This window comes from Sphingomonas paeninsulae, from assembly GCF_003660165.1.
GTDB lineage: Bacteria > Pseudomonadota > Alphaproteobacteria > Sphingomonadales > Sphingomonadaceae > Sphingomonas_O > Sphingomonas_O paeninsulae.
Genome location: NZ_CP032829.1, coordinates 520,914 through 545,372 on the forward strand (window position 1 = coordinate 520,914; position 24,459 = coordinate 545,372).

Consider the following 24,459-nt stretch of genomic DNA (forward strand, 5'->3'; position numbering starts at 1 on the left):
GCTAGTCGCGCCCGATATTCATTCCATCGAACCGCAGGACCGATACGAAATGGCCGACGAACTGAGCCCCGAAATGGGCAACGAACCCCTTGCCAACGGCGAAGACACGACCCCGCAGGCTGGCGTCCTTTCGCAATATGTGAAGGATCTGTCGTTTGAAAATCCGAACGCACCAGCCGTGTACCAATGGCAGGGCCAACCGCAGATCGATGTTCAGTTCAACATCGGTTCGACCCAGTTGGGCGATGATGCTTATGAGGTCGTGCTGAAGATCGACGTGAAGGCGACTGCCGCAGACAAGACCGCGTTTCAGGTCGAACTGGCCTATGCCGGACTGTTCGCGCTTCGTAACATCCCCGAAGATCAGCTTCAGCCGTTCCTGCTCGCGGAAGCGCCCCGGATTCTGTTCCCCTTCGCTCGACGCGTGTTGGCCGATGCCGTGCGCGATGGCGGCTTTCCACCGCTGATGCTGGAACCGATTGATTTCGGGCAGCTTTACATGTCGCAGGCCGAACAGACCGACTCGCTCGCTTCGGCAACACCGGCTGGCGAAGCGTAAATCTACGCGACAGCGCATGAACTCTAAAACCCTGTGAACCTCGTCCGGGCCACCGCCTCGATCGGTGGATTGACGCTCGTCAGCCGCGTGCTTGGCATGGTACGCGATATGCTGATGGCGCGCTTTGTCGGCGCGGGGTTCGCATCGGATGCCTTCCTGATCGCGTGGCGGCTGCCTAATCTGTTCCGTGCGCTGTTTGCCGAAGGGGCGTTCGCAGCGGTCTTCGTGCCGATGTTCAATCGGCGGATGGCAGAGGCCGATGGAGAAGTACCGGGATCGGGTCTCAGTGCCGCAACGGATTTCGCTGGTCAGGTTCTGTCAGTCCTGTTTCCATTTCTGGTGATTTTTACTGCAATCATGATCGCCGCGACCGGGCCGATCGTCTGGGCGATGACTGGTGGTTTCCCCGATGGCGGCGCTGAGAAATTCGCTCTTGCCAGTCACCTGACCCAGATCACCTTTCCCTATCTGGCGCTGATTTCACTGGTATCGCTGCTGGGCGGTATCCTGAATTCGCTCGGGCGGTTCTGGGTCAACGCCGCCGCGCCGATCCTGCTCAACATCGCTATGATCGCCGCAATCTTGTTTTTCCGCGGCCATACCGGCGTCCAGACCGCAGAAACGCAGGCGATCGCGGTGACGGTCGCGGGTGCGTTGCAACTGGCGTGGTTGATCTGGTCGTGCCGTCAGGCGGGCATCGTCCTGAAGCTGTCGATGCCGCGCCTGTCGCCTGACGTTAAGCGGATGCTGTTCCTGATCGGGCCGGCCGCAGTCGGTCAGGGCGCGATCCAGTTCAATCTGTTGATTTCAACTTCGCTCGCCGCACGGTTCCTCCCCCAAGGTGCGGTAAGCTATCTTTACTATGCCGACCGCCTGAACCAGCTTCCCCTCGGACTGATCGGCATTGGCGTGGGAACTGCGATCCTGCCCAGCCTGTCGCGCCAGATCGCGGGCGGTAATGCTGTTGCAGCCGGGCATACCCAGAACCGCGCGATGGAGTTGAGCCTGCTGCTTGCCCTGCCCGCCGCCGTCGCGCTGGTGGTGTCCTCGACGCCGCTGATCCGTGGCGTGTTCCAGCATGGTGCGTTCACCGCGATCGACACGATCGGCGCTGCTGGAGCCCTGGCGGCATTTTCCGTTGGCGTTCCGGCCTATGTGCTGATCAAGGTGCTGACGCCCGGTTTTTATGCACGGCAGGATACTAAAACACCGGTTCGGCTCGCGGTGATATCGATGCTGTTCAATCTCGTCGGCAATTTGCTTTCGGTGCTTGTGCTGAACGCTGGCTTCGTCGGTATAGCGTTGTCGACCGCGGCGGCGGCGTGGGTGAACGTGATTATGCTGTACTGGACGCTGCACCGGCGCGAGCATCTGCGGTTCGATGCGCGATTCAAATCGAAAGCGGTCCGCATTGCTGCGGCCAGCTTTGCGATGGGAATTACGCTTTATCTGCTGAACCCGGTGCTCGACCCCTATATGGCGGGTCGCTCATTCGAGCGCGTTGCTGCACTGGTCGCGCTTTGCGGCATCGGTGCGGCAGTCTATGGCGCGGTGGCGCTGGCGACAGGGGCCGTGAACCTCGGCGAGTTACGCACACAATTCATGCGGAAGGGATAATATGAGAGTCGTTTCGGGCATCCAGCCAACAGGCAGCCTGCATCTCGGCAACTATCTCGGCGCGATCCGGAACTGGGTGCGGATGCAGGACAGTGTCGAGGGGGAGTGCGTGTTTTTCCTTGCCGATCTGCATTCGCTCAGCACACACGAAGATCGCGATACAAGACGCGCCAACGTCAGGGAAATGGCGGCCGCGCTGATCGCTGCTGGTATAGATCCAAAGCGTAGCGTTCTGTTCAATCAGGCGCGAGTTCCGGCACATGCCGAACTCTGCTGGTTGCTGATGGGGACCGCCCGGATGGGGTGGCTGAACCGCATGACGCAATTCAAGGACAAAGCTGGAAAGAACCGCGAAGGGTCTTCCGTGGCGCTTTTTGCCTATCCAGTTTTGCAGGCGGCCGACGTGCTGCTCTACAACGCGACGCACGTTCCGGTCGGCGACGATCAGAAGCAGCATCTGGAACTGGCGCGCGACATCGCGACCAAGTTCAACGGCGATTTCGGCGTCGATCTCTTTACTCTGCCCGAAGCCTATATCCCGCCCGCTGCCGCGAGGATCATGTCGTTGCGGGATGGAACGGCAAAGATGTCGAAGTCCGATCCGTCGGACATGAGCCGCATCAACCTGACCGATGATGCCGACCTGATCGCGCAGAAAGTCCGCAAGGCAAAGACCGACCAGGATGTCCTGCCCTCTGAGCCGGCGGGACTCGCAGATCGGCCCGAGGCGCGCAATCTGGTGACGATCTTCGCGGCGCTGTCCGACGTGAAGAGCGATGCAGTGCTGGCGGAATTCGGGGGTTCGCAGTTCGGACCGTTCAAGGCTCGCCTGATTGAACAGTTGGTCGCAACGCTGTCCCCGATCCGGGAGCGGTTGTTGGATTTGCGCGACGATGCGACAATCGACGCAATCCTCGAGTCGGGGGGAGCACGGGCACGAGTCCTTGCGCAACCAACGCTCGACGCGGCCTATGACGCGACGGGTCTGCAAAGAGGTTTGTCGCGGTCAGCCCGTGGCTGAGATACGACGGATCGATTGCGTTCAACATTCGTTCACCCAATGAGTCGCATTTACTAAGTAATGGCGATTCAGCCAAAAAGAGGTCGTTCCCGATGATCCGTTTTCTGAAATACGCTGCGCCCATCGCACTCTTAACTGTCGCCGGTTGCGCTGAACCATTCCAGGCAAGAGTTTCACGTTATCAGGCACTTCCGGCCCCACAGGGTCAGAGTTTTGCGGTGGTTGCAGACAGTCCTCGCGAAAACGGTTCGCTCGAGTTTCGTACCTATGCCGACATGGTTGCCAACCGACTTCAGCAGGTCGGCTATGTCCGCGCTGGAACGGCAACGGGTGCAAACCTGATCGTTTCCATCAATTATGGCGTCGATCGCGGGCATGAGAAAATCCGCTCGACTGTCGGATCGGGCTTTGGCGGTTTTGGCTACGGCGGCGGCTTTGGATATAGCCGCTTCGGCGGTTATGGTGGCTTTGGTCGGCCCTATTATGGCTATGGATTCGGTCGTCGCGCGTTCGTCGGCGGCTTTTACGATCCATTCCTGTTCGATGATTATAACAGGGTGGAAAGCTACACCGTCTATAACTCGCAGCTTCAGATGACGATCGAGCGTCAGGGAACCAAGGAGCGCGTGTTCGAAGGTAAGGCGCAGGCCATTTCGACCGACGACGACTTGACCACGCTGGTTCCAAACCTGATCGACGCAATGTTCACCGGCTTCCCAGGCAATTCGGGCGAGACGGTCAAGATTACCGTTGCCCCTCCGGGAAAAACGCGGCGCTAATCCGTTTGCGGCGTCCCTGATGGGGCGCCGCGATACCGCAGCCTGAATTCATCGGCATAAGCCGTCAGTTGCCGCCCCGATATAGCGTCGCGCAATCCGCCCATAAGCCGCTGATAGAACCACAAATTGTGGCCGGTCATCAGCATCGCACCAAGCATTTCCCCCGATTTGACGAGGTGATGCAGATAGGCACGGCTCCACCCCGTGCAAGTCGGGCACGCACAATCAGCCGACAGCGGCGATTTATCCTCAGCGTGTTTGGCATTGCGGATATTGACCGGCCCATCCCATGTGAAAGCCTGTCCATTGCGCCCGCTGCGCGTTGGCAGCACGCAATCGAACATATCGACCCCGCGTTCAACCGCACCGACGATGTCATCGGGCTTTCCGACGCCCATCAGATAGCGCGGGCGGTCTGCGGGAAGCATATCGGCGGCATAATCGAGCACGCCGAACATTGCGTCCTGTCCCTCCCCAACCGCCAGTCCACCGATTGCATAACCATCGAAGCCAATTTCGACGAGTTTTTCGGTCGATTTTGCACGTAAATCGGCAAACATAGAGCCTTGCTGGATACCAAACAGCGCCGAAACCGCCGAATGTTCGGCTCCACTGTCGAACCCGGCACGCGATCGCGCGGCCCAGCGCATCGACCGATCCATCGATTTATCAGCAACTTCATGGGTGGCAGGAAACGGCGTGCACTCGTCAAAGGCCATGACGATATCGGAACCGAGCAGACGCTGAATCTCCATCGACCGTTCAGGGGTCAGCATATGCCGCGACCCATCGAGGTGCGATTTGAAGGCGACGCCCTCCTCTGTGATTTTGGTCAAATCGCCGAGACTCATCACCTGATAACCGCCGCTGTCGGTCAGGATCGGACGGCCCCAACCCATGAATTCATGCAGCCCACCCAGTCGCGCCATGCGTTCGGCACCCGGACGCAGCATCAGGTGATAAGTGTTGCCAAGAATGATGTCCGCGCCGGTATCGCGCACGCCATCGGGGGTCATGCCCTTCACCGTGGCGGCGGTGCCGACCGGCATGAAGGCAGGCGTGCGGATTTCGCCGCGCTTCATGGCAATAGTGCCGGTGCGCGCAGGACCATCGGTGGCGGCAATCGAGAAGTTGAAACGGGGGGAAGTCATGCGGGCGTTATTGGCGTGCGCGCTTGCCCGTGTCGAGTGAGCTAAATTTACTGATCGCCAAATCGGTGGCGATCAGAGGGGTGTCGACAAACCCCTAAACCGACGTTGTCGTACACTTTATCAATACGACAGGGTTTGTCGTACACTTTCGGCCATTTGCGTCCGAGAGAGGGTGACGACAAACATGTGTTTGGCGTCAGGTGTGACGCCTAATGCAGACGTGCTCGCTCAAAAGCTCAACAACGATTAAAAAATACTGTCCCTTGCTCACTCGTCGGTCGCGTTCCATGAATGCTCATGGCTGATACTGTCGTTTCAAATGATTTTTTCTCCGAGGCATTTCATGGAGTTCATTCCCTTCCACTGAGGGGATTTGCTTTAGTAGGCGGGATTGGGGTCATAAACATCCTTGTTGACCTTGCTCTACGGCACTCGGGTCCCAGCATTTCGGCATCAGGTTATACTGTGGCAGGCTTGCTAATGTTTGTGTCGCTTGCGACCGTCTATGTCGTTGCAATGATGATAGCCGAGGCTCCGCTATCTTGGCTCGGTGGAATAAGGTTTTTGGGAATAATGGCCCTGTGCGTAAGCATTCCCCTTGGTCTGCTGTTTGGTGGCCTTCTGCTCCTGCGCACTGGTGGCGGGATCACAGCAGTGATCCTCGGACTGTCTCTCTTGGCAGCTTTGATTGCTATCCCGCTGCTGTCGGCATGGCCCGTTACTCAAGCATTATCTGGGGTTTTTGTATCGCCGGTGAGAATATTGAGATCAACAAAAGGCTATAGATGGGGACTATTTACCGCAAGCTATGCCAGTACTGTACTAAACAAAATTTTACCGGCAACAGATACTGCAAAAAGCGGTGGCCAAGCTATTATTCTCGCAATTGGAAATGGCGCAATTAGCTGTATCAGCCTTCTCCTGTTAGCAAGCATCGCCGCAACAGCATGGAAATTTGCTATTCGTCAGGATGCCACACTTGCTAAATCGATAGAATTCCAAAACTACTAAACTATTGAGCCGCTCGTTCGGCTTGCCACTTTTGCCATATACGCCAACACAGAAGGCCGACGAATAGGATAATTCCGATTAGCCACAGGCGATTCCAGCCCGAAAGAATATCAAATTTTGAAGAGACCCATGCTCCTCCGATAACCGTTACAAGGCCTGACCAAACAAGCTGCCCCCACGTCATTCTCTTTAAAGCGGCAAGCTTGGCTTCACTTTTACCCAAAGCGGGACCCTCGCATTGTCTATCTGCCAATGCGCGAACTGGCGCTTTCCAAGCCCAACGCCAGAACAGGAAAAATCCAAGAACTGATATTCCGGCACCGATGTATGTGCCTCTGCTCATTCCGGCATCATCCATTCGCCCAAAAACAGCAGTTACCAAGGCAACGGTCGCGATCGTGCCAACCACTAATCCCCAGCTAGCTCGTCGCCTTGCTTTAATAAATCCATCGACAAAAGCAGTCCGCTCCGAGGACGAGACCTTTATTGGAGCACCACTTCGATTGTAACGATAGATAAAATAACCGTCATCCAGCGCCTCGAACTGATCTGCAAATACGTGGTCAGCACGGTTGGATGAAAATATGGCCAATCTTCGCCTCTCAGTCATTAGTTCAGGCCGCATTGAGTATGCGACCAAACGAGTTACAGCTTGCGGCTATACCGTCACGTCCGATGCACGACAAACAGGTGTTTCCCGACACCCGCCCCTCACCCCCGCGTCACGTTAATCTGCTGTTCGAACATCGTCGCGCTGCCGAATACCGTCATGAATGCAATGTCGGTGGCATCCCTGCCCACGCCGATGCGGACGATTTCATTGGCCTGTGCCATGCCGGTGGCGTCGACCAGATGCCATGATCCGTCGAGCCATACTTCGACCACCGCGTGGAAATCGGGCGGGGTCACGTCGGGGGCATAGGCGGCAACGAGTCGGGCGGGGATCATAGCAGCGCGCGACAGGCTGGCGAGCAGATGGGCAAAGTCGCGGCACACGCCCTGTCGCTGGACAAAGGTGTCCGCCGCAGTCGTGACACCGCTGGACGAGCCGGAAACATAGTCGATATGGGTCGCCATCCATTCAAGCATCGCAATGATCTTTCGACCGCCGCTCACTTTTGAAAACTCGCGGGTGACGAACGCTTCGAATTTGTCGCTTTCACAATAACGACTGGGCAGCAGATAGGGAACGACGAGTGCAGGGAGCGTCCGTGGGTTGTTCGCTTTCAGGTCGGTGAGGACGACGCGGGGGCGGTCGATTTCGACGCGGGCGCGGTATTCGACGCGAAACTGGCCGAGGCCGACCGCCCATGTGCGCTGGCCGATCGATTCCTCGCCCTCTACGGCGCGAAGGCGTTCGGGCGAGGTCACGGTGAGGTTGCTTTCGATAATCCGCTGGTCGGTCATCGCAGCAGCCTCGACCTGCAACAGCACGTCGTGGCGATCGGGTATTCCGTAATCCAATAGAACGTCGATATCGATTATCATGGCAACTCCGCGCACGCGTTGTGCCTCGAACAGGCTTACCCCTCCGATGTTCCGATCATTTGGATGGCAACAGCAAACTCGTGTCACCATAACTGTAGAATCGATAGCCGTCTGCAATGGCGTGAGCATAGGCGGCCTGCATGGTTTCCCGGCCCATCAAAGCGCTGACCAGCATGAACAGCGTCGATTTCGGCAGGTGAAAATTGGTCAGGAGGCCGTCGATCGCGCGGAATTTATAGCCCGGCGTGATGAAGATTGCAGTGTCCCCTTCGAAGGGGGCGATGCCCGCGCCGTCGCGATGAGCGGATTCCAGCAGGCGGAGCGAGGTGGTGCCGACGGCGATGACGCGGCCGCCTTTTGCCCGGATCTCGTTCAGTCGCGCGGCGGTTTCGGCGTCGATGGTTCCCCATTCCGCGTGCATCTTGTGGTCAAGGGTATCGTCCACCTTCACCGGCAGGAATGTCCCTGCGCCGACATGCAGAGTCAGGGTTTCATGGGCAATTCCGGCGCTGTCCAGCGCGGCCATCAGGTCGGGGGTGAAGTGCAGCGCAGCGGTCGGCGCGGCGACGGCCCCCGGCAATTCGGCAAACATCGTCTGGTAATCGCTGGCGTCGCGTTCATCGGTGGGGCGTTTACTGGCGATATAGGGAGGGAGCGGCATGTGGCCGGCGCGTCCCAGCAAGGTTTCGACCGGTTCGGTTCCGGCGAAGGTCAAAAGCCAGCTACCGTCCTCGGCGCGGTCGCTTGCGGTGGCTGAGACCTGGTTGCCGAAGTCGATTTCGTCCTGTTCACGCAGGCGCTTGGCGTTGCGGACGAAGGCGCGCCACGCACGCAGGCTTTCGCGTTTGTGCAGGGTCGCGCCGATGGTGGCATTACCGCGACGCCCCTGAAGCTGGGCCGGGATGACGCGCGTGTTGTTAAAGACCAGGCAATCGCCCGGACGAAGAATCGCGGGGAGGTCGCTGACGATCCTGTCGGTTCGGGTTGCACCATCCACGACCAGCATCCGGGCGGAATCGCGCGGAGATGCCGGGCGCAGGGCTATGCTGGCGTCGGGCAGGTCGAAATCGAACAGGTCAACGCGCACGGTTTATTTGGGCGGGACTGGTGCCGGTGCTGGGGTTGCCGGAGCAGCTTCCACTGGCGCTGGCGTTGTCACTGGAGCAGCGGGTGTTGCGGGCGTCGCCGGAGCTGGGGCTGGGGCCGTTACCGCAACGGGGGCGGGAATTACGAGCGGCACTTTCGCGGCGGTCGGGCCATCGGTTTCCATCCACGCATGGATGATTTTCGACGGATTGGCGGGTGGCTCGCCACGCGCGATGGCGTCGACATATTGCATCCCCGATATCGCGCGACCGACGACGGTGTATTTCCCGTCGAGGCGGAGGACCGGCATCAGGACGATGAAGAACTGGCTGTTCGCGCCGTTGATATCGGTGGGTCGTGCCATCGACACCGCCCCGCGCAAATGCGGCAGGTCGTTGAATTCGGCTTTCACGTCAGGAAGCGGCGATCCGCCCTCGCCGGTGCCCTTGGGATCGCCGGTTTGCGCCATGAAGCCTTCGATGACGCGGTGGAACACGACGTTGTCGTAAAAGCCGGCACGGGTCAGGACGCGGATGCGTTCGACGCTGTTGGGGGCTTTGTCAGGACGCAGGAGAATGACCACGCTGCCGCCGGTGGACAGGTCGAGATGCAGAATGTTCTTTGGATCGCTGGGGGGCGCAACCGGGGCGGGAGTAGGCGCGGCCACGGCGATGACAGGCTTTTTTGCAAACGCGGTGCCGGAAAAAGCCGCGAGCACCATAAAACCCAACATCAGACGCATCTTGATCGCTCCGTTACTTCTTGGCCGGGCGCTTTGCCCGGCGCGGGCTTAGCGGCGAATGAACCGAATTGCTAACTGCCCTTGCGACCGATTTGCTTCACGCGCGCCGTAACCTCGACCTCGACCTCGGGCATGACGAACCGCCCGATCGCGCCGCCGTACATCGCGATTTCCTTTACCAGTCGCGATGCAATCGGTTGCAACGCGACATCGGCCATCAGGAAGACAGTTTCGATACGGTTATTGAGCTGCTGGTTCATGCCCGCCATCTGATATTCATATTCGAAATCGGCGACCGCGCGCAGCCCGCGCACGATGATGCTGGCATTCTGGCGTTCGGCGAATTCCATCAGCAACAGGTCGAAGGGAACGACGCTGACGCCGGGTATGCCTGCGGTTTCGCGCATCACGGTCGCAAGGCGTTCTTCGACCGAAAACATCGGGGATTTCGATGGGTTGGTGGTTACACCGATGACAAGGTTATCGACCAGTTTGGCACCACGCCGGATGATGTCCATGTGGCCGCGCGTTATAGGGTCGAAAGTGCCGGGATATACCCCAATGCGCTCTTGCATATTAACGGTCTCTTTCAATGCTGTAACGCGCGATGGCACGGAGAAGGTCGGCGCTTTCGCCGTAGCTTTGCAGGTGTTCGATTGCCTGATCGACAAGAATACGAGCCTGTTCGCGGGCGCGCTCGACGCCGAGCAGGGACAGGAAAGTTGCCTTGCCAGCAGCTTCATCCTTGCGGAGTGCCTTGCCAGCAGCCGCTTCGTCACCCTCATAGTCGAGCAAGTCGTCGGCGATCTGGAATGCGAGGCCGATATCGCGAGCATAGCCCCGGAGCGGCGCGCGGCCTTCGGGAGGCAAACGGCCCATGATCGCGCCCGCCTCAACCGAAAATGAGATCAGCGCACCGGTTTTCATCTGCTGCAATCGGGTGACACCGCCAAGGTCGAACGTTTCCGTCTCGGCGACGATATCCATCATCTGACCACCCGCCATGCCGCTGGGGCCGCTGGCACGCGCGAGACAGGCAACGAGTTCACTGCGAACGAAAGGGTCGGAGTGGACGCTTTCGTCGGAAATCATTTCGAACGCGAGTGCGTGGAGTGCGTCCCCGGCAAGCACAGCCGTCGCCTCGTCAAAGGCGCGGTGGACGGTGGGTTTGCCGCGCCGCACATCATCGTCGTCCATGCACGGCAAATCGTCGTGGATCAGCGAATAAACGTGGATCGCTTCGACAGCACAACCAACGCGCAGAGCTGCCGCGCGGTCGATGTGGAACAGGTCGCACGCCGCCACGCAGAGGAGCGGGCGCATCCGTTTGCCGCCGCCGATGCTCGCGTGGCGCATCGCCTCATACAATCTGCGGCGGGGATCGTCAGGGATTTGTAAAACGGCATCGAACAGGGCATCGACGTCCATCGCAATACGCCCAAGCGCGTCTCCCAGGATGGGCGATACCGTTGCCACGTCAGTGTCAGGCCGCGTCGAAGGGTTGCGTGCCGGTCGGCGCACCATCGGCACCAAGGCTGATCTTTTCGATACGCATCTGGGCGTCCTTCAATCGTTTCTCGCACTGGCCCCGCAAACGGTCACCCTCGCTGTAAAGGGTAATCGATTCATCAAGGCTTGCGTTCCCACTTTCGAGGCGCTGTACGATCGCCTCCAGTCGTTTCAGCGCATCTTCAAAGGAAAGTTCGGAAAGTTCATCGGACATGAACGGCTTTTGAAGCCCCGGCCTATGGCGGTCAAGGTGGGACGGTCAGTTGGACCAATCAAGCCGGGCGCTTGGCCCGTTCTTCGGCGATCAACTCCTTGCGGCTGAGTTTCCCGACGAGGGTCTTGGGCAACGACGTTCGCACTTCGACTTCCCCGACGCGTTCGTGCTTGCCCAGTTGCGGGTTCAGCCATTCGCGCAATGCCGAGCCATCAATCTTTGCCCCTGCGTTCAAGGTCACGAACGCCTTGGGCAATTCACCATGATACTGGTCAGGGACGCCGATCACGATGGCCTCTTTTACCGCGTCATTGCGATAAAGCACGGTTTCGATCTGGCTCGGAAAAACCTTGAACCCGCCGACCGCGATCATGTCCTTCAGGCGATCGACGATGCGGATGAACCCTTCCGCGTCAATCGTTGCGATGTCGCCGGTGCGAAGGGCATTGCCGACATAGGTTTCAGCATTCGCTTCGGGACGACCCCAATAGCCCTTCATAATCTGCGGACCCTCAACCACCAGTTCACCCGGTTCGCCGACGGGTGCCGGTCTGGATGGGTCATCCCGATCGACCAGCCGCACGATCGTACCGGGCACCGGTTGACCGATCGACCCATCGTGTTCACCCCCTCATACGGGTTGCAGGCGACGACGCCCGCGCTTTCGGTCAGGCCATAGCCTTCGACCACATGGGCCTTGGTCGCAGCTTCGAAGCGTTCTTTCAGCGCGCGCGACAAAGGTGCGCCCCCCGAAATGCAGACGCGGAGTGAAGCAAAGGACGTGGCGGCCATTTTCGGATGGTCGAGCAAAGCCTGATACATCGTCGGCACGCCGGGCAGCGACGTTGCCTTGACGCGAGTGATCGTGGCGAGAACCTGTCCAGCATCGAATCGAGGCAACATTGCGATCATGCCGCCGGTCAGCACGGTTCGATTAAGGACACAGGTGTTGGCGAAAACGTGAAAGAAAGGCAGCGCGCCGACAATCCGGTCGGGCATTTCCTGATGCGGGTCGATTTCGTGAACCTGCCGCGCATTTGCCGTCAGGTTCTGGTGAGTCAGCATCGCGCCTTTCGGAACGCCGGTCGTTCCCCCGGTATATTGGATCAGGGCAACATCACCGGGATCGATAGCAACTTTTGGAGAAGCCGAGGCCTCTGGCAAAGCGAAAGCGGTCATCGTGCCAAGGCGGATAATGTGCGGGTCGCCCGTCGGCACCCGGGCGATCTGTTTGCGTTTGAAAAGCCGGAACAGGACACGTTTCAGCGGTGGAAGCCATTCCGAGACCGATCCGATAATGATCCGATCGACGGCGCGAGCGTCGAGCAGCGCCTTTGCCGTCGCGTACAACTGCGGCACATCACTGGTCACGATAATGCGAACGCCACTGTCGCCGACCTGATGTTCCAGCTCTTCGAGCGAATAGAGCGGCGACATATTCACAACGATCGCCCCCGCTTTCAATGCCCCGTAATAGGCGATCAGATAGTCGGGGACGTTGGGCAGATAGAGGCCGATACGATCGCCCTTTACAACCCCCTGCCCGGCCAGCGCGACTGCGAAACGATCAACCAAAAGGCCGACCGCAGCATAACTTAGCTGCGCACCCATAAAGTCGCTGAGTATCGCCCCCGGATGGGCGGCGACGCTGGCTTCGAACAATTGCGGCATGGTCAACGGCGGGAAGCTGCGGTCCCATTGGCCGGGGTGGGCATAATGCGTGCGCCAGATGGCGTCGGGGTTTGTTTCAGAAACGCTCATTCACAAAGGTGTAAGCATAGGAACGACAGCCAGCAACTAGGCTGCGGAATAATACCAAACACCGTCACGGACTTTTTTCACCGCACGCCCGGTAATTTCCAGATGACGCAAATGCGCCATTGCTTCGCCGGTCGCCAGCCCGAGAATGCTGTCGTTGATCGCCCGTTTGAATAACATGGTGAAGCAATCCACCACACGTCGCGGTTCGATTGCAATGTGCGCATGGAGGCGCTCCAGCCCCTCGCTATGCCCGTTTTCCAGTCGGTCGAGCCGCGCACGAAGCCCGAGAAATGGCTCGCCGTGCGCGGGCAGCACAAGCAGATGTTCGGGCAATGCGCGAAACTTGTCGATCGAAGCCAGCCAGTCGCCGAGCGGGTCGCCCTCCGGCTCGCTGAGCGACAGGGACACGTTGGACGTGATTTTCGGCAGCACCTGATCGCCGGCAATCATCAAACCGCCAGCGTCATCGACCAGACAGACGTGTTCGGGCGTGTGGCCGCTGCCGATCCACACCGTCCAGTCGCGCGCGCCGATACGGATAACGTCACCATCGCTCATACGGATATGGCCGACCGGCAGCGGTGACACGACCGTTGCAAACCTGCCCCAGCCGCTTGCTTTCATGGATGTGATTTGTTCGTCATTCCATCCGGCGGCAATCGCCTGAGCAATGGCCTCAACGGGCGGCCCATCGCGGACGTCGGCACACAGCATCCGGGCAAACAGCCATTCGGTGCGGTTCATCCACAAGGGAACGGCGTGAGTGTCACACAGCCAGCCAGCCGCACCGATGTGATCGGGATGGAAGTGCGTGGCAAAAACACGAGTGACCTTGCGCCCGGATAGCGCCTTTACCCACGCCTCGTGCGTGTCTGGCAAGTTGAGGCCCGTATCGACAATGGCGACCCCATCGCCATCGTCCAGCACCCAGACATTGATGTGATTGAGCAAGCCCGGCACCGGAAGCCGGGTCCAGCCAACGCCCTCCGCAATGGGATGGACGACGCCGTATTCGGGCGCAAAGCTGCCGAGCGGATAGGTCAGCCCGCGCGCGCTGAGAGGTTCGAAGCCGTGATCGGTCAGGCTTTGGTCGAACGGGACTAAACGCTTGGTCATGTCGCCCTCCATACCATCACACCGTCATCCTGAACTCGGTTCAGGATCCATGCCTCTGTCCGAACCGATTTTGCGGACGGACAGATGGACCCTGAAACACGTTCAGGGTGACGGAATTCATTAAAACCCAGCGTTCGGACTTAGCGTTTGAACGGATCGACAATGCCACCAGCAAGCAACGGCCGGTCGACTTCGCCGGACGCGATCTGTTCGGCCAGCTTCGTCGCATCGTCACGCTCTGTGCGAAGCTGCGAGATAAGCGCGGCACGGTCACCTTCGAGACGGTTATCGACCGGTGCTTCGAGGCCAGCAGCCTTGGCCGCTTTTGCAACGATGGCATCGAGTTCGCGCTGCGACGACAGGCCGAGCGTTACCGGATCTTTTGGCGTGATGTTCGCCATGTTCCAATGCGTGCGGTCGCGGATCGCAGCGATCGTCGTGCGGGTCGTGCCGATCAGCTTGCCGATCTGGCCGTCCGAAACTTCGGGGTGGTTACGGATGATCCACGCGATGCCGTCCGGCTTATCCGCACGCTTTGAAACCGGCGTGTAACGCGGCCCCTTGGTGCGGGTGACGGCCTCTGGTTCGCGGAACATCTTCAGCGAATAGCTGGGGTCGGCCTGGCCCTTGTCGATTTCGGCAAGCGTCAGTTCGAACGCGCGGATCGGGTCGCGCCCGGTCAGCTTGGTCGCCGCCGTGTCGTCCGCAATCGCCTGAACTTCGAGGATATGCAGGCCGCAGAAATTGGCGATCTGTTCAAAGCTGAGCGAAGTCTGATCGACAAGCCACGATGCGGTCGCATGGGGCATTAGCGGCTGAGCCACGGCGAAATCCTTATGATAAAAGAAGGGCCGCCCCTTTCGGAGCGGCCTGATAATGGGCAGAGCTTAGTCCGAATGGCCCATTGAGGCAAGAAGCATCGCGGCGCTCCTGGCCCATTCATATAACCGCTTCCCTGAGCCTGTTGAAGGGTTGTCCTGCTTCAACCTTTTAGAAAACTGGCGACTGTGTTTAAGCCGCTATCAGGTGCTTGCTGGCGGGCACGAGCGCGCTGAGGAATTGCCGGGCGCTGGCCTCCCATGTGTAAGCTGCTCCGCAAGCGGCACAATCGGATCGATTGCGGGACAGGGCGGCGGCGATGGCGGTTTGGATCGTTTCATCCAGCGCGCCGGTTGCGGGGGTTACGATATCAATGGGGCCGCTGACCGGGTACGCCGCTACGGGCGTTCCACAGGCCAGTGCTTCGATCATCACCAGTCCGAAAGTGTCGGTGCGGCTGGGAAAGACGAACACATCGGCTCCGGCATAGGCTCCAGCAAGTTCGAAGCCTGACAGCGGCCCCATGAAGCGGACGTGCGGGTAGCGCGCCTGTAGCGTGGCACGGGCGGGGCCATCGCCGACGACGATTTTGGTGCCGGGATGATCGGAGGAGAGGAAAGCTTCGATGTTCTTTTCGACCGCGATGCGCCCGACGTAGAGTTGGATGGGCCGCGGTAGTTTGGCGTATAGTTCGGGTGGTGGCGCGTCGGAGGAGAAGTTGGCGAGATCAACACCTCGGCTCCAATGGCGCGTGTGTGGGATACCGTGAGCGGTGAGCATGGTACGGACCGAGGGTGTCGAGACCAGCACGGCTTCGGATGGACCGTGGAACCAGCGGATATAGCGCCAGACCCACGCGGCGGGCATCCCGGTGCGGGCGGCGAAATAGTCGGGGAATTGCGTGTGGTAGGCACTGGTGAACCGATAGCCGTTGCGGACGCACCAGCGGCGTGCAGCGAGGCAGAGCGGACCTTCGGTGGAAAGGTGAACCGCATCGGGCGCGAAGGCGGCAATGCGTGCGCCGACCCATGTTGCGCGGGTCATTGCCAGCCGGATCTCGGGGTAAGTCGGACAGGGTATCGACGGGTAATAGTTGGGCGAGATTACCTCGACGACATGGCCCTGTTTTTCCAGTTGCGCGCGCGTGGCGAGGAGAGTGCGGACGACACCGTTTACCTGCGGGGTCCAGGCGTCGGTGACGATTGCAATCCTCACGCTGCGAGCCTGAGCGACGGTGCTTCGCGTTTGGCTATTTCATCGGCCCAGTGCAGCACCTCCATCCGTCCGTCGAAATGTTCGACCAGTGCGGTGCAGCCCTCTACCCAGTCGCCGTCGTTATAATATTCGATGCCCTGAATATCGCGCAGTTCGGCGTTATGGATGTGGCCGCAGACGACGCCATCGACACCGCGCGCACCGGCTTCATGCGCAACGATCTCCTCAAACCGACCGATAAAGGCGACCGCGTTCTTGACCTTATGCTTGGCGTGTTTGGACAGCGACCAGTACGGCAGGTCGAACCAGTTGCGCACCCGGTTCACGACATGGTTACACCGCATCAGCATTTCGTAAGCGGCATCGCCCACGAACGCCAACCAGCGGTGAGCAAGCATCACGGCGTCGAATTCATCGCCGTGCATGACGAGCAGGCGGCGTCCATCGGCGGTCTGGTGAATGGCTTTGCGTTTGATTTCCACGCCACCGAAGCTGAGGCCGCTGAACTGGCGAAACATCTCGTCGTGGTTGCCGGGGATGTAGATCATTCTTGTGCCACGCTTGGCGCGCTTCAGAATGCGCCAGATGATGTCGTTGTGCGCGGCAGGCCAATAAAATTTTTTCTTCATGCGCCAGCCGTCAATGATGTCACCAACAAGGAACATGGTCTCGCTATCGACCGAGTCGAGGAAGTCGATGAGCATCGCCGCCGCACAGCCGCGCGTGCCGAGGTGGACGTCGCTGATCCAGATCGTGCGAAAACGGCGGCGGATGCCCTCGCGTTCAGGGATGGCTGGCGTATCGCTGTGGAAGTCCGGCAGTTCATCGCCGAACGGAAACCGCGTGATAGCATCCATGAATCTGCTCCCCGAGGCTCCAGGTCCTCGGGCAATCCCTATGGCGCGGGTTTGTTACTTCCGTCCGGCAGTTTCATGCGATTATTGTGACATGGGCCGGGAGGGCAGCGACGTCGGCCAGCCAGCGTGAAACGTGGGGATAGCGGCTGAGGTCGAAACCGCCCTCCTTTGCTGTCGATGTGTAGGGGAACAGGCAAATATCGGCGAGCGTCGGCGTATCGCCAACAAACCACTTCCGTGTCGCAAGGTGGCGGGTCGCAAGATGATCTTCCATCAACCCAAGCGCACGATTGCCCATTTCAGTCCGCGTCGGGACCGCGGCGCGCTGTTCGGCGGACCAGTTCTCCTCAAACAGGAAGGCACGGAGGAAGCGCATAGTGCCGATGTGCGGTTCGTGGAAATACTGCTCCCAATTCATCCAGTGAAGCATATCCGCGCGTTCGAAACGGTCGATCGGAATCAGCGGCGACGAATCCGCCAGCCAAAAGCAGGCTGCATTGCTTTCGGGTAGGAAACGATCGCCGATCTGAAGCACCGGGATGCGGGCATTGGCGCTGATATTATTGACAAATTCCGGCGTCCGCGTTTCCAGTTTCAATATATTATATTCGCGCCGTTGCAGGACTGCGCCGACGTGCGCGGCGGTCAGCCGGATCTTGTAACAATTACCCGAAAGGGCAAATTCGTGCAGAATCAGGGGTTCGGTCATTTATGCAGTTTGGCACCCCGTCTTCGCACTCGCAACATTTCCAAACTTCTGCTACAGGGCCGCCCATGCTCAACCTTAATGGTATCACGGTGCGTCTTGGCGGACGCACGATATTGGATCGCGCCACGGCTTCGCTGCCGACGGGCGCTCGCGTTGGCCTGATCGGGCGTAACGGCGCTGGCAAGACAACGCTGATGAAGGCGATCACTGGCCAGCACGACCCCGACGACGGTGCCGTGGAGATGCCCCGCGCGACCAAGATGGGCTATCTCGCGCAGGAAGCTCCATCGGGTAACAGCACGCCATTCGAGACGGTGCTGGCCGCCGATCTGGAACGTGCCGCGCTATTGAACGAAGAAGAACATACCGAGGATCACCATCGAATCGGTGAAATCCATGAGCGCCTGATGGCAATCGACGCACACGCGGCCCCCGCCCGTGCGTCGCGGATTCTGGTCGGTCTGGGCTTCGACGAGGAAATGCAGCATCGTCCGCTCGACAGCTATTCGGGCGGCTGGAAAATGCGCGTTGCATTGGCGGCATTGCTGTTTTCCGAACCCGACCTGCTGCTGCTCGATGAGCCTTCGAACCATTTGGATCTCGAAGCGACATTGTGGCTGGAATCGTTCCTGAAATCCTATCGCGCGACAATGGTTGTCATCAGTCACGAACGCGATCTGTTGAACAATGTCGTCGATCACATCCTCCATCTGGAGGGCGGCAAGTGCACGCTCTACGTCGGCGGTTACGATGCGTTCGAACGGCAGCGGGCCGAACGGATGGCGCAGCTTGCCTCCGTCCGTGCCGCGCAGGAAAACCAGCGTAACAAGTTGCAGGACTATATCGCCAAGAACAGCGCCCGTGCCTCGACCGCCAAGCAGGCACAGTCGCGGATGAAGGCATTGGCACGGATGCAGCCGATTGCCGAAATGGCGAGCGATCCGACGCTGGCATTCGAATTTCCAAGCCCGAACGAACTAAAGCCGCCACTGGTTACTCTGGACATGGCGGCAGTCGGTTATACCGAGGGTAAGCCGATCCTTCAGCGGTTGAACCTGCGGATCGACCCGGATGATCGACTCGCGCTGCTAGGCCGCAACGGTAACGGTAAGACGACGATGGCCCGGCTGCTCGCAGCGCAGCTTGCCCCGATGGAGGGCACGGTCAACGCGAGCGGCAAGATGCGCGTGGGCTATTTCACCCAGTATCAGGTCGAAGAGTTGGACGGCACGGATACGCCGCTGGAACATATGACACGCCAGATGAAGGGCGCAACGCCTGCTGCTGTGCGCGGGCAATTGGGCCGTTTCGGGTTTTCGGGTGCGAAAGCAACGACTTTGGTCGGCAAGCTTTCGGGTGGTGAGAAGGCGCGGCTGGCGCTGGCTCTCATCACGCGGGATGCGCCACATATGCTGATCCTCGATGAGCCGACGAACCATCTTGATGTCGATGCGCGAGAAGCTTTGGTGCAGGCGCTGAACGATTATGAGGGCGCAGTTATTCTCGTCAGCCACGACCGGCATATGCTGGAACTGACGGCTGATCGGCTGGTGCTGGTCGATAACGGGACGGCGACCGAATATAACGGCAGCCTCGATGATTATGTCGACATGATCCTCGGCAAGAACCAGCCGAAGGCAGCCAAGGTCGATAAAAAGGGCGACCGGAAGGCAGCCGCAGCGGCGCGCGAACGCGACCAGCAATTGCGCAATGCCGTGAAGGTGGCTGAAGGCGAAATGGCCAAGCTGACCGCCGAACGCAGTGCGGTCGAACGCGCGATGTTCGATCCCGCGACGGCCGAGCCACAGCACGCCAAACTGTCGATGACCGACCTGATGAAGCTGCGCGCAAATGTGGCCGAGCGGCTTGATGCAGCAGAAGCGAAGTGGGTGCAGGCGAGCGAAGGACTGGAGGTCGTGGCTTAGGGCTACGACTTAAGCGCCAGGGATCTCCAAAATACCCGCATCCCTGAGCCTGTCGAAGGGGTGTCCTTCTGTTCGCAAGCCAAAAAGCAGGGCAACCCTTCGACAAGCTCAGGGATGCGGTTTCATTTCGCTCAGCCTTGATTCGGCCATCTGGCCGGATTATATTGGCCAGATGGCGACGGCGTTTTCCCTCTCGAACTTTCTTGCCGCCGACCGGCTGCCGCGAGCGCGCGTCGTGGCAAAGGGATTGCCAAACAAGGCGCTGCGCGATTTGCTGGCCGATCCAGCCATTACGATTACCGATTTGTCGCGCGTGATTGCGCCCCGACGGACGCTCGACCGGCGGCTGAAAGAGCGCCAGTCCCTGACGCGCGAGGAAAGCGATCGGCTCGCGCAGTTCGTGCTTATTCTCGACCTTGCGGGACAGGTGTTTGGCGAGCGCGCCATCGCGATGGAGTGGCTGCGGACACCGAAGAAGTTTCTGGACAATGATAACCCGCTGGACCTGATGAATTCGGCGACCGGCGCGGCGGTGATCGAGGAACGGTTGTTGCAGGCGAAGCACAGCTTCTTCGCATAGGCCGTTGATATTATGGCGCATCTCTGACCATTTGACGATCGACGGACGCGGCGGTTTGCGGATCGGTGGGCGTTGGCACCGTGTCGGAACCGAGATCGTCTACACCGCCGAATCTAGCGCGCTGGCCATTCTGGAGGTGCTCGTTCATCTCGAGGCTCCGCACATCCCGCGCGACTATCAGTTGTTGCGGATCGAGGTTCCCGATGCCCTGAATACCAGTGCGTTTTCGGGCGATCCCGCACAATCGGTATCATGGGGCACGAACTGGGCGGCGTCCGGCGACAGCGCGCTGGCGAAAGTGCCATCTTTCGTCGCGCCCCATGCGTATAACTGGCTGATCAACCCGCGCCATTCAGATGCGACAGGGATCGTGGTCGCCGATGCCAGTCGCTGGCCGTGGGATGAGCGACTGTTTCGCTGAGCGAGAACGCCTCGTCCAGATCTTTGCGTATCTTCATTCGATAGCGTCGCCCACCTTCAGCACGATCTTCCCCACATGCGCCCCTGAATCCATCAGCGCATGGGCACCGGCCGCGTCACTCAGCAGAAACACCCGGTCGATCACCGGCTGCAGCCGCCCTGCCTCGGCGTGCGGCCACACTGTGCGCACCAATTCGTCGGCGACCAGCGCCTTAAACGCCACGCTGCGCGCCCGCAGCGTCGATCCGGTCAAAGTCAGGCGGCGGGCCATGATCTGAGGAATGAAGATTTCCGCTTTTGGGCCGCCCAGAACCGCGATAGAAACGTGGCGACCGTCTTCGGCAAGGCACTTCAGATTGCGCGGCAAATAGTCCCCACCGACCATATCGAGAACGGCGTTGACCCCCTGTCCGCCTGTGATCAGCGCCACCTCTGCGACGAAATCGGACGCCTTGTAATTGATGGCATGATCGGCCCCGATCTCCAACGCTCGTGCGCATTTTTCTGGTGTACCACAGGTTACGATCACCGTCAGGCCGAACAGCTTGCCCAGCGTGATCGCCATTGTGCCGATGCCGCTGGTGCCACCGTGGATCAGGACGGTATCGCCCTCCACCGCATAGGCGCGCTCAAACAAGTTGGTCCACACGGTGAACAGCGTCTCGGGGAGCGCAGCGGCTTCGGTCATCGTCAGTGCGGGCGGGACTGGCAAACACTGACCGATGGGGGCGACGCAATATTCGGCATAGCCTCCGCCTGCGACCAATGCGCACAGCGGCTGACCGAGGTGAACGTCGTCCACGCCCTTGCCCAGCGCAACGACGGTCCCTGCAATCTCCAGCCCGAGGATCGAGGGAGCTCCCGGCGGTGGCGGATATTTGCCCTGTCGTTGCAGAACATCGGGACGGTTCACCCCTGCGGCGGCAACGCGGATCAGGACCTCCCCCTCTCCCGGCGTCGGAACGGGACGTTCGACCAGCATCAATACTTCGGGGCCACCTGCGTCTGTCGGGTCGATTGCGCGCATCGTTTCGGGAATAGTCACCCACGTCTCCGCATTTATGGTTTTCGGACAAGGCTTTGCCGTCCCCACCTGCGCTATAATATGATGGGTGCTTCGACAAGCAAAGCATCGCTTTGTCGCAACTCTCCTACAGTTTGTTGACAGCGGGCATTTCTCCAGCGACTTTCACGGATATGGACACGGACGACATCTCGCCGCCTCCTCGCGCTGGCGACCCGCTGGCCCTTGCGGTCAGGGCGGACCTTGATCCGTTGTCGGTCGCGGAGCTTCATGCGCGCATTGCGACGCTCGAGGGTGAAATCGTCCGGACGCGCGCGAAGCTGGATCACGCGACACGGCACCTTTCGATCGCCGACGAGTTATTCAAAAGATGATGATTCAAACAGCGACATTTTTTGACGTTCTTGATGAACCGCTCCGGACACCCGACATAGAACGGGACTGGATGCCGCTTCTGCCGGCCTCCCCAAAGGACCTACACTATGCCTTCATTCGCCCGTGAACTTGAAACCACGCTCCACAATGCGCTCGCAGCGGCGGCCGGACGTCGTCACGAATATGCGACGCTGGAGCATCTCCTCCTCGCGCTGATCGACGACGAACATGGCAACGCCGTGATGGTCGCCTGCGGTGTCGATACGGCAGAACTGAAAAACGTCGTTACCCATTACCTCGATACCGAACTCGAAGCTTTACGCGTCGAGGGACAGACCGACCCGTCACCGACAAGCGGCTTCCAGCGCGTGGTTCAGCGCGCGATCCTGCACGTACAGTCCTCCGGTCGCGACGAAGTGACGGGCGGCAACGTGCTCGTCGCGCTGTTCAGTGAGCGGGAGAGCTATGCCGTCTATTTCCTGCAACAGCAGGACATGAGCCGGCTGGATGCCGTCAGTTATATCAGTCACGGGGTCGGTAAAGGCACCGGAGCAACGGAGGCGCGCGAAGTGAAAGGTGCCGACGAAGACAAACCAGCCAAGGGCGAAACCAAGCAAAAGGGTGAATCCGCCCTCAAGCAGTTCTGCGTCGACCTGAACGAGAAAGCGAAGGCCGGAAAGGTCGACCCTTTGATTGGGCGTGGGCCAGAAGTTGACCGCACGATTCAGATCCTGTGCCGTCGGTCGAAGAACAACCCGCTTTATGTGGGTGATCCGGGCGTTGGAAAGACCGCGATCGCAGAAGGTCTGGCGCGCAAGATCGTCGAGGGACAGGTGCCCGACGTGCTGCTGCCTGCGGTAATCTACTCGCTCGACATGGGTTCGTTGCTGGCGGGCACGCGGTATCGCGGTGACTTTGAGGAGCGGCTGAAGGCTGTCGTCAACGAGCTTGAGAAACTGCCAGATGCCATCCTGTTCATCGATGAGATCCACACGGTGATCGGTGCGGGCGCGACTTCAGGTGGCGCGATGGATGCATCGAATTTGCTGAAGCCTGCGCTGTCGGGCGGAACCATTCGTTGCATCGGATCAACGACTTACAAGGAGTTCCGTAACCACTTCGAGAAGGACCGCGCCCTGCTGCGCCGGTTCCAGAAGATCGACGTCAACGAACCGACCATCGAAGATACGATCAAAATTCTCGCCGGTCTGCGGTCCGCTTTCGAAGATCATCACAAAGTCCGCTACACCCCCGACGCCATCAAGTCAGCGGTAGAGTTGAGCGCGCGGTACATCAACGACCGGAAATTGCCCGATAAGGCGATCGACGTGATCGATGAAGTCGGCGCGATGCAGATGTTGGTCGTGCCAGCCAAGCGCAAGAAAGTCATTACCTCCAAGGAGATAGAGGCCGTTATTGCAACGATGGCGCGCATCCCGCCCAAATCGGTATCGAGTGACGACACCAAGTCGCTGGCGTCGCTGGAAACCGATCTGAAGCGAGTGGTGTTCGGCCAGAATGCCGCAATCGAGAAACTGGCTTCGGCGATTAAGCTCAGCCGCGCTGGCCTGCGCGATCCCGACAAGCCAATTGGCAACTATCTGTTCACCGGCCCTACTGGCGTCGGCAAGACGGAAGTCGCGCGGCAGTTGGCGTCGATCATGGGCATTCCGCTGCAACGCTTCGATATGTCGGAATATATGGAGCGTCACAGCGTCAGCCGATTGATCGGTGCGCCTCCGGGTTATGTCGGGTTCGATCAGGGCGGCCTGCTGACCGATGCCATCGACCAGCAACCGCATAGCGTGTTGTTGCTCGATGAAATCGAAAAGGCGCATCCCGATCTGTTCAACATATTGTTGCAGGTCATGGATCACGGACGCCTGACCGATCAGCACGGCAAGTCGGTCGATTTCCGCAACACGATCCTGATCATGACGACCAATGCAGGTGCCAGCGACATGGCGCGTGAAGCGGTCGGGTTCGGGGCCATGACGCGCGAAGGTGAGGACGAAGAGGCGGTGAAGAAGATGTTCACCCCCGAATTCCGCAACCGCCTCGATGCAATTGTGCCGTTCGGTTATCTGCCAACTGAGGTTGTTGCCCGCGTGGTCGACAAGTTCATCCTCCAGCTCGAAATGCAGCTCGCCGACCGCGAAGTGCATATCAGTCTGGATGATGATGCGAAGAAGTGGCTGACGACCAAGGGCTATGACAAGCTATACGGTGCAAGGCCGATGGGTCGTTTGATTCAGGAAAAGATCAAACAGCCGCTCGCCGAAGAGTTGCTATTCGGCAAGCTGATCCACGGCGGCGAAGTGCTCGTGCATCTGAAGGACGATGCGCTGGCGTTCGAGGTCACTCCTGCGGCTCCGAAAAAGGGGCGCAAGGGTGGCAAGGCAAAGATCGGCGCGCCGGTTTAAGCTGCGTGGCATTATCTGATCCCGGCGGTGTGACCTTCCTTCACGGGTTGGGTAGCAC

General features: G+C 59.5%; 24 protein-coding genes and 1 pseudogene. 10 read left to right on the forward strand and 15 right to left on the reverse strand.

Annotated elements, in window-relative coordinates; genetic code table 11:
• The first annotated feature begins 49 nt into the window (after window positions 1-49).
• The 4 genes from secB (at window position 50) to D3Y57_RS07880 (ending at window position 3,976) form a co-directional block, all read left to right on the forward strand.
• Window positions 50-559, forward strand: coding sequence for a protein-export chaperone SecB (gene secB / locus D3Y57_RS07865; protein ID WP_121155606.1), 510 nt, complete (start codon window positions 50-52; stop codon window positions 557-559).
• Between the two features lie 33 nt (window positions 560-592).
• Complete coding sequence (murJ, locus tag D3Y57_RS07870) at window positions 593-2,176, forward strand: murein biosynthesis integral membrane protein MurJ (RefSeq protein ID WP_121152529.1); 1,584 nt, start codon at window positions 593-595, stop codon at window positions 2,174-2,176.
• 1 nt (window position 2,177) lies between these two features.
• Window positions 2,178-3,197 carry a tryptophan--tRNA ligase gene (trpS, locus tag D3Y57_RS07875; protein WP_121152530.1) on the forward strand — a complete coding sequence of 340 codons (1,020 nt, stop codon included), beginning with the start codon at window positions 2,178-2,180 and terminating at the stop codon, window positions 3,195-3,197.
• A gap of 92 nt (window positions 3,198-3,289) precedes the next feature.
• Window positions 3,290-3,976, forward strand: coding sequence for a DUF4136 domain-containing protein (locus D3Y57_RS07880; protein ID WP_121152531.1), 687 nt, complete (start codon window positions 3,290-3,292; stop codon window positions 3,974-3,976).
• On the opposite strand, the gene tgt is transcribed toward D3Y57_RS07880, so the two are convergent.
• The gene (gene tgt, locus D3Y57_RS07885) at window positions 3,973-5,127 is read right to left on the reverse strand and encodes a tRNA guanosine(34) transglycosylase Tgt (protein ID WP_121152532.1); all 1,155 of its coding nucleotides are present in this window, start codon (window positions 5,125-5,127) and stop codon (window positions 3,973-3,975) included. The genes D3Y57_RS07880 and tgt overlap by 4 nt on opposite strands.
• Before the next feature lie 297 nt (window positions 5,128-5,424).
• Between tgt and D3Y57_RS07890 the strand changes: the two genes are divergently transcribed.
• Entirely contained in the window at window positions 5,425-6,138 is a 714-nt protein-coding gene (locus tag D3Y57_RS07890; RefSeq protein ID WP_162987046.1) for a hypothetical protein, read from the forward strand.
• A 1-nt stretch (window position 6,139) separates the two neighbouring features.
• Here D3Y57_RS07890 and D3Y57_RS07895 read toward each other — a convergent pair whose 3' ends face one another.
• From D3Y57_RS07895 to D3Y57_RS07955, 13 genes and pseudogenes are all read right to left on the reverse strand, one after another.
• Entirely contained in the window at window positions 6,140-6,730 is a 591-nt protein-coding gene (locus tag D3Y57_RS07895) for a hypothetical protein (RefSeq protein WP_121152534.1), read from the reverse strand.
• 119 nt (window positions 6,731-6,849) lie between these two features.
• Entirely contained in the window at window positions 6,850-7,626 is a 777-nt protein-coding gene (locus D3Y57_RS07900) for a transglutaminase-like domain-containing protein (protein WP_121152535.1), read from the reverse strand.
• A 55-nt stretch (window positions 7,627-7,681) separates the two neighbouring features.
• Complete coding sequence (gene queA / locus D3Y57_RS07905; RefSeq protein ID WP_121152536.1) at window positions 7,682-8,713, reverse strand: tRNA preQ1(34) S-adenosylmethionine ribosyltransferase-isomerase QueA; 1,032 nt, start codon at window positions 8,711-8,713, stop codon at window positions 7,682-7,684.
• A gap of 3 nt (window positions 8,714-8,716) precedes the next feature.
• Window positions 8,717-9,454, reverse strand: a complete 738-nt coding sequence (locus D3Y57_RS07910) for a peptidylprolyl isomerase (RefSeq protein ID WP_121152537.1) — start codon at window positions 9,452-9,454, stop codon at window positions 8,717-8,719.
• A 71-nt stretch (window positions 9,455-9,525) separates the two neighbouring features.
• Entirely contained in the window at window positions 9,526-10,029 is a 504-nt protein-coding gene (gene coaD / locus D3Y57_RS07915; RefSeq protein ID WP_121152538.1) for a pantetheine-phosphate adenylyltransferase, read from the reverse strand.
• Between the two features lies 1 nt (window position 10,030).
• Window positions 10,031-10,882, reverse strand: a complete 852-nt coding sequence (locus tag D3Y57_RS07920) for a polyprenyl synthetase family protein (protein ID WP_239026055.1) — start codon at window positions 10,880-10,882, stop codon at window positions 10,031-10,033.
• Window positions 10,883-10,937: 55 nt separating this feature from the next.
• A complete protein-coding gene (locus D3Y57_RS07925) occupies window positions 10,938-11,177 on the reverse strand; it encodes an exodeoxyribonuclease VII small subunit (RefSeq protein WP_121152540.1) in 240 nt (79 codons plus the stop codon).
• 58 nt (window positions 11,178-11,235) lie between these two features.
• Window positions 11,236-12,938, reverse strand: a pseudogene (locus D3Y57_RS07930) (long-chain-fatty-acid--CoA ligase).
• Window positions 12,939-12,974: 36 nt separating this feature from the next.
• Window positions 12,975-14,054 carry an MBL fold metallo-hydrolase gene (locus D3Y57_RS07935; RefSeq protein ID WP_121155608.1) on the reverse strand — a complete coding sequence of 360 codons (1,080 nt, stop codon included), beginning with the start codon at window positions 14,052-14,054 and terminating at the stop codon, window positions 12,975-12,977.
• Window positions 14,055-14,194: 140 nt separating this feature from the next.
• Window positions 14,195-14,863 carry a DUF1013 domain-containing protein gene (locus tag D3Y57_RS07940; RefSeq protein WP_205590131.1) on the reverse strand — a complete coding sequence of 223 codons (669 nt, stop codon included), beginning with the start codon at window positions 14,861-14,863 and terminating at the stop codon, window positions 14,195-14,197.
• A 202-nt stretch (window positions 14,864-15,065) separates the two neighbouring features.
• Entirely contained in the window at window positions 15,066-16,088 is a 1,023-nt protein-coding gene (locus D3Y57_RS07945; RefSeq protein ID WP_121152542.1) for a glycosyltransferase family 4 protein, read from the reverse strand.
• Window positions 16,085-16,945 carry a UDP-2,3-diacylglucosamine diphosphatase gene (locus D3Y57_RS07950; RefSeq protein WP_121152543.1) on the reverse strand — a complete coding sequence of 287 codons (861 nt, stop codon included), beginning with the start codon at window positions 16,943-16,945 and terminating at the stop codon, window positions 16,085-16,087. The genes D3Y57_RS07945 and D3Y57_RS07950 overlap by 4 nt, the downstream gene beginning before the upstream one ends.
• 73 nt (window positions 16,946-17,018) lie before the next feature.
• Complete coding sequence (locus tag D3Y57_RS07955; RefSeq protein WP_121152544.1) at window positions 17,019-17,654, reverse strand: glutathione S-transferase family protein; 636 nt, start codon at window positions 17,652-17,654, stop codon at window positions 17,019-17,021.
• A 65-nt stretch (window positions 17,655-17,719) separates the two neighbouring features.
• Between D3Y57_RS07955 and D3Y57_RS07960 the strand changes: the two genes are divergently transcribed.
• The 3 genes from D3Y57_RS07960 (at window position 17,720) to D3Y57_RS07970 (ending at window position 20,580) form a co-directional block, all read left to right on the forward strand.
• Complete coding sequence (locus tag D3Y57_RS07960; protein WP_121152545.1) at window positions 17,720-19,579, forward strand: ABC-F family ATP-binding cassette domain-containing protein; 1,860 nt, start codon at window positions 17,720-17,722, stop codon at window positions 19,577-19,579.
• A gap of 172 nt (window positions 19,580-19,751) precedes the next feature.
• Window positions 19,752-20,159: an antitoxin Xre/MbcA/ParS toxin-binding domain-containing protein gene (locus D3Y57_RS07965; RefSeq protein WP_121152546.1), complete on the forward strand. Its 408-nt coding sequence runs from the start codon at window positions 19,752-19,754 to the stop codon at window positions 20,157-20,159.
• Window positions 20,160-20,163: 4 nt separating this feature from the next.
• A complete protein-coding gene (locus D3Y57_RS07970; protein WP_121152547.1) occupies window positions 20,164-20,580 on the forward strand; it encodes an RES family NAD+ phosphorylase in 417 nt (138 codons plus the stop codon).
• 33 nt (window positions 20,581-20,613) lie between these two features.
• Here D3Y57_RS07970 and D3Y57_RS07975 read toward each other — a convergent pair whose 3' ends face one another.
• Window positions 20,614-21,606, reverse strand: coding sequence for an NAD(P)H-quinone oxidoreductase (locus D3Y57_RS07975; RefSeq protein ID WP_121155610.1), 993 nt, complete (start codon window positions 21,604-21,606; stop codon window positions 20,614-20,616).
• A 170-nt stretch (window positions 21,607-21,776) separates the two neighbouring features.
• Between D3Y57_RS07975 and D3Y57_RS07980 the strand changes: the two genes are divergently transcribed.
• Window positions 21,777-21,977 (forward strand): DUF1192 domain-containing protein, encoded by a 201-nt coding sequence (locus D3Y57_RS07980; RefSeq protein ID WP_121152548.1) that lies wholly within the window; start codon window positions 21,777-21,779, stop codon window positions 21,975-21,977.
• Window positions 21,978-22,085: 108 nt separating this feature from the next.
• Window positions 22,086-24,401, forward strand: a complete 2,316-nt coding sequence (gene clpA, locus D3Y57_RS07985; RefSeq protein ID WP_121152549.1) for an ATP-dependent Clp protease ATP-binding subunit ClpA — start codon at window positions 22,086-22,088, stop codon at window positions 24,399-24,401.
• Window positions 24,402-24,459: the final 58 nt, after the last annotated feature.

Excerpts from the sequence above, each read along its gene's own strand:
- D3Y57_RS07980 (WP_121152548.1), top strand. The coding sequence starts at position 21,777 with ATGGACACGGACGACATCTCGCCGCCTCCTCGCGCTGGCGACCCGCTG.
- D3Y57_RS07975 (WP_121155610.1), bottom strand. The coding sequence starts at position 21,606 with ATGCGCGCAATCGACCCGACAGACGCAGGTGGCCCCGAAGTATTGATG.
- trpS (WP_121152530.1), top strand. The coding sequence starts at position 2,178 with ATGAGAGTCGTTTCGGGCATCCAGCCAACAGGCAGCCTGCATCTCGGC.
- D3Y57_RS07950 (WP_121152543.1), bottom strand. The coding sequence starts at position 16,945 with ATGGATGCTATCACGCGGTTTCCGTTCGGCGATGAACTGCCGGACTTC.
- coaD (WP_121152538.1), bottom strand. The coding sequence starts at position 10,029 with ATGCAAGAGCGCATTGGGGTATATCCCGGCACTTTCGACCCTATAACG.
- D3Y57_RS07910 (WP_121152537.1), bottom strand. The coding sequence starts at position 9,454 with ATGCGTCTGATGTTGGGTTTTATGGTGCTCGCGGCTTTTTCCGGCACC.
- D3Y57_RS07920 (WP_239026055.1), bottom strand. The coding sequence starts at position 10,882 with ATGGACGTCGATGCCCTGTTCGATGCCGTTTTACAAATCCCTGACGAT.
- D3Y57_RS07955 (WP_121152544.1), bottom strand. The coding sequence starts at position 17,654 with ATGACCGAACCCCTGATTCTGCACGAATTTGCCCTTTCGGGTAATTGT.
- D3Y57_RS07935 (WP_121155608.1), bottom strand. The coding sequence starts at position 14,054 with ATGACCAAGCGTTTAGTCCCGTTCGACCAAAGCCTGACCGATCACGGC.
- D3Y57_RS07965 (WP_121152546.1), top strand. The coding sequence starts at position 19,752 with ATGGCGACGGCGTTTTCCCTCTCGAACTTTCTTGCCGCCGACCGGCTG.
- clpA (WP_121152549.1), top strand. The coding sequence starts at position 22,086 with ATGCCTTCATTCGCCCGTGAACTTGAAACCACGCTCCACAATGCGCTC.
- tgt (WP_121152532.1), bottom strand. The coding sequence starts at position 5,127 with ATGACTTCCCCCCGTTTCAACTTCTCGATTGCCGCCACCGATGGTCCT.
- D3Y57_RS07925 (WP_121152540.1), bottom strand. The coding sequence starts at position 11,177 with ATGTCCGATGAACTTTCCGAACTTTCCTTTGAAGATGCGCTGAAACGA.
- secB (WP_121155606.1), top strand. The coding sequence starts at position 50 with ATGGCCGACGAACTGAGCCCCGAAATGGGCAACGAACCCCTTGCCAAC.
- D3Y57_RS07880 (WP_121152531.1), top strand. The coding sequence starts at position 3,290 with ATGATCCGTTTTCTGAAATACGCTGCGCCCATCGCACTCTTAACTGTC.
- D3Y57_RS07900 (WP_121152535.1), bottom strand. The coding sequence starts at position 7,626 with ATGATAATCGATATCGACGTTCTATTGGATTACGGAATACCCGATCGC.
- D3Y57_RS07960 (WP_121152545.1), top strand. The coding sequence starts at position 17,720 with ATGCTCAACCTTAATGGTATCACGGTGCGTCTTGGCGGACGCACGATA.
- D3Y57_RS07890 (WP_162987046.1), top strand. The coding sequence starts at position 5,425 with ATGGCTGATACTGTCGTTTCAAATGATTTTTTCTCCGAGGCATTTCAT.
- D3Y57_RS07940 (WP_205590131.1), bottom strand. The coding sequence starts at position 14,863 with ATGCCCCATGCGACCGCATCGTGGCTTGTCGATCAGACTTCGCTCAGC.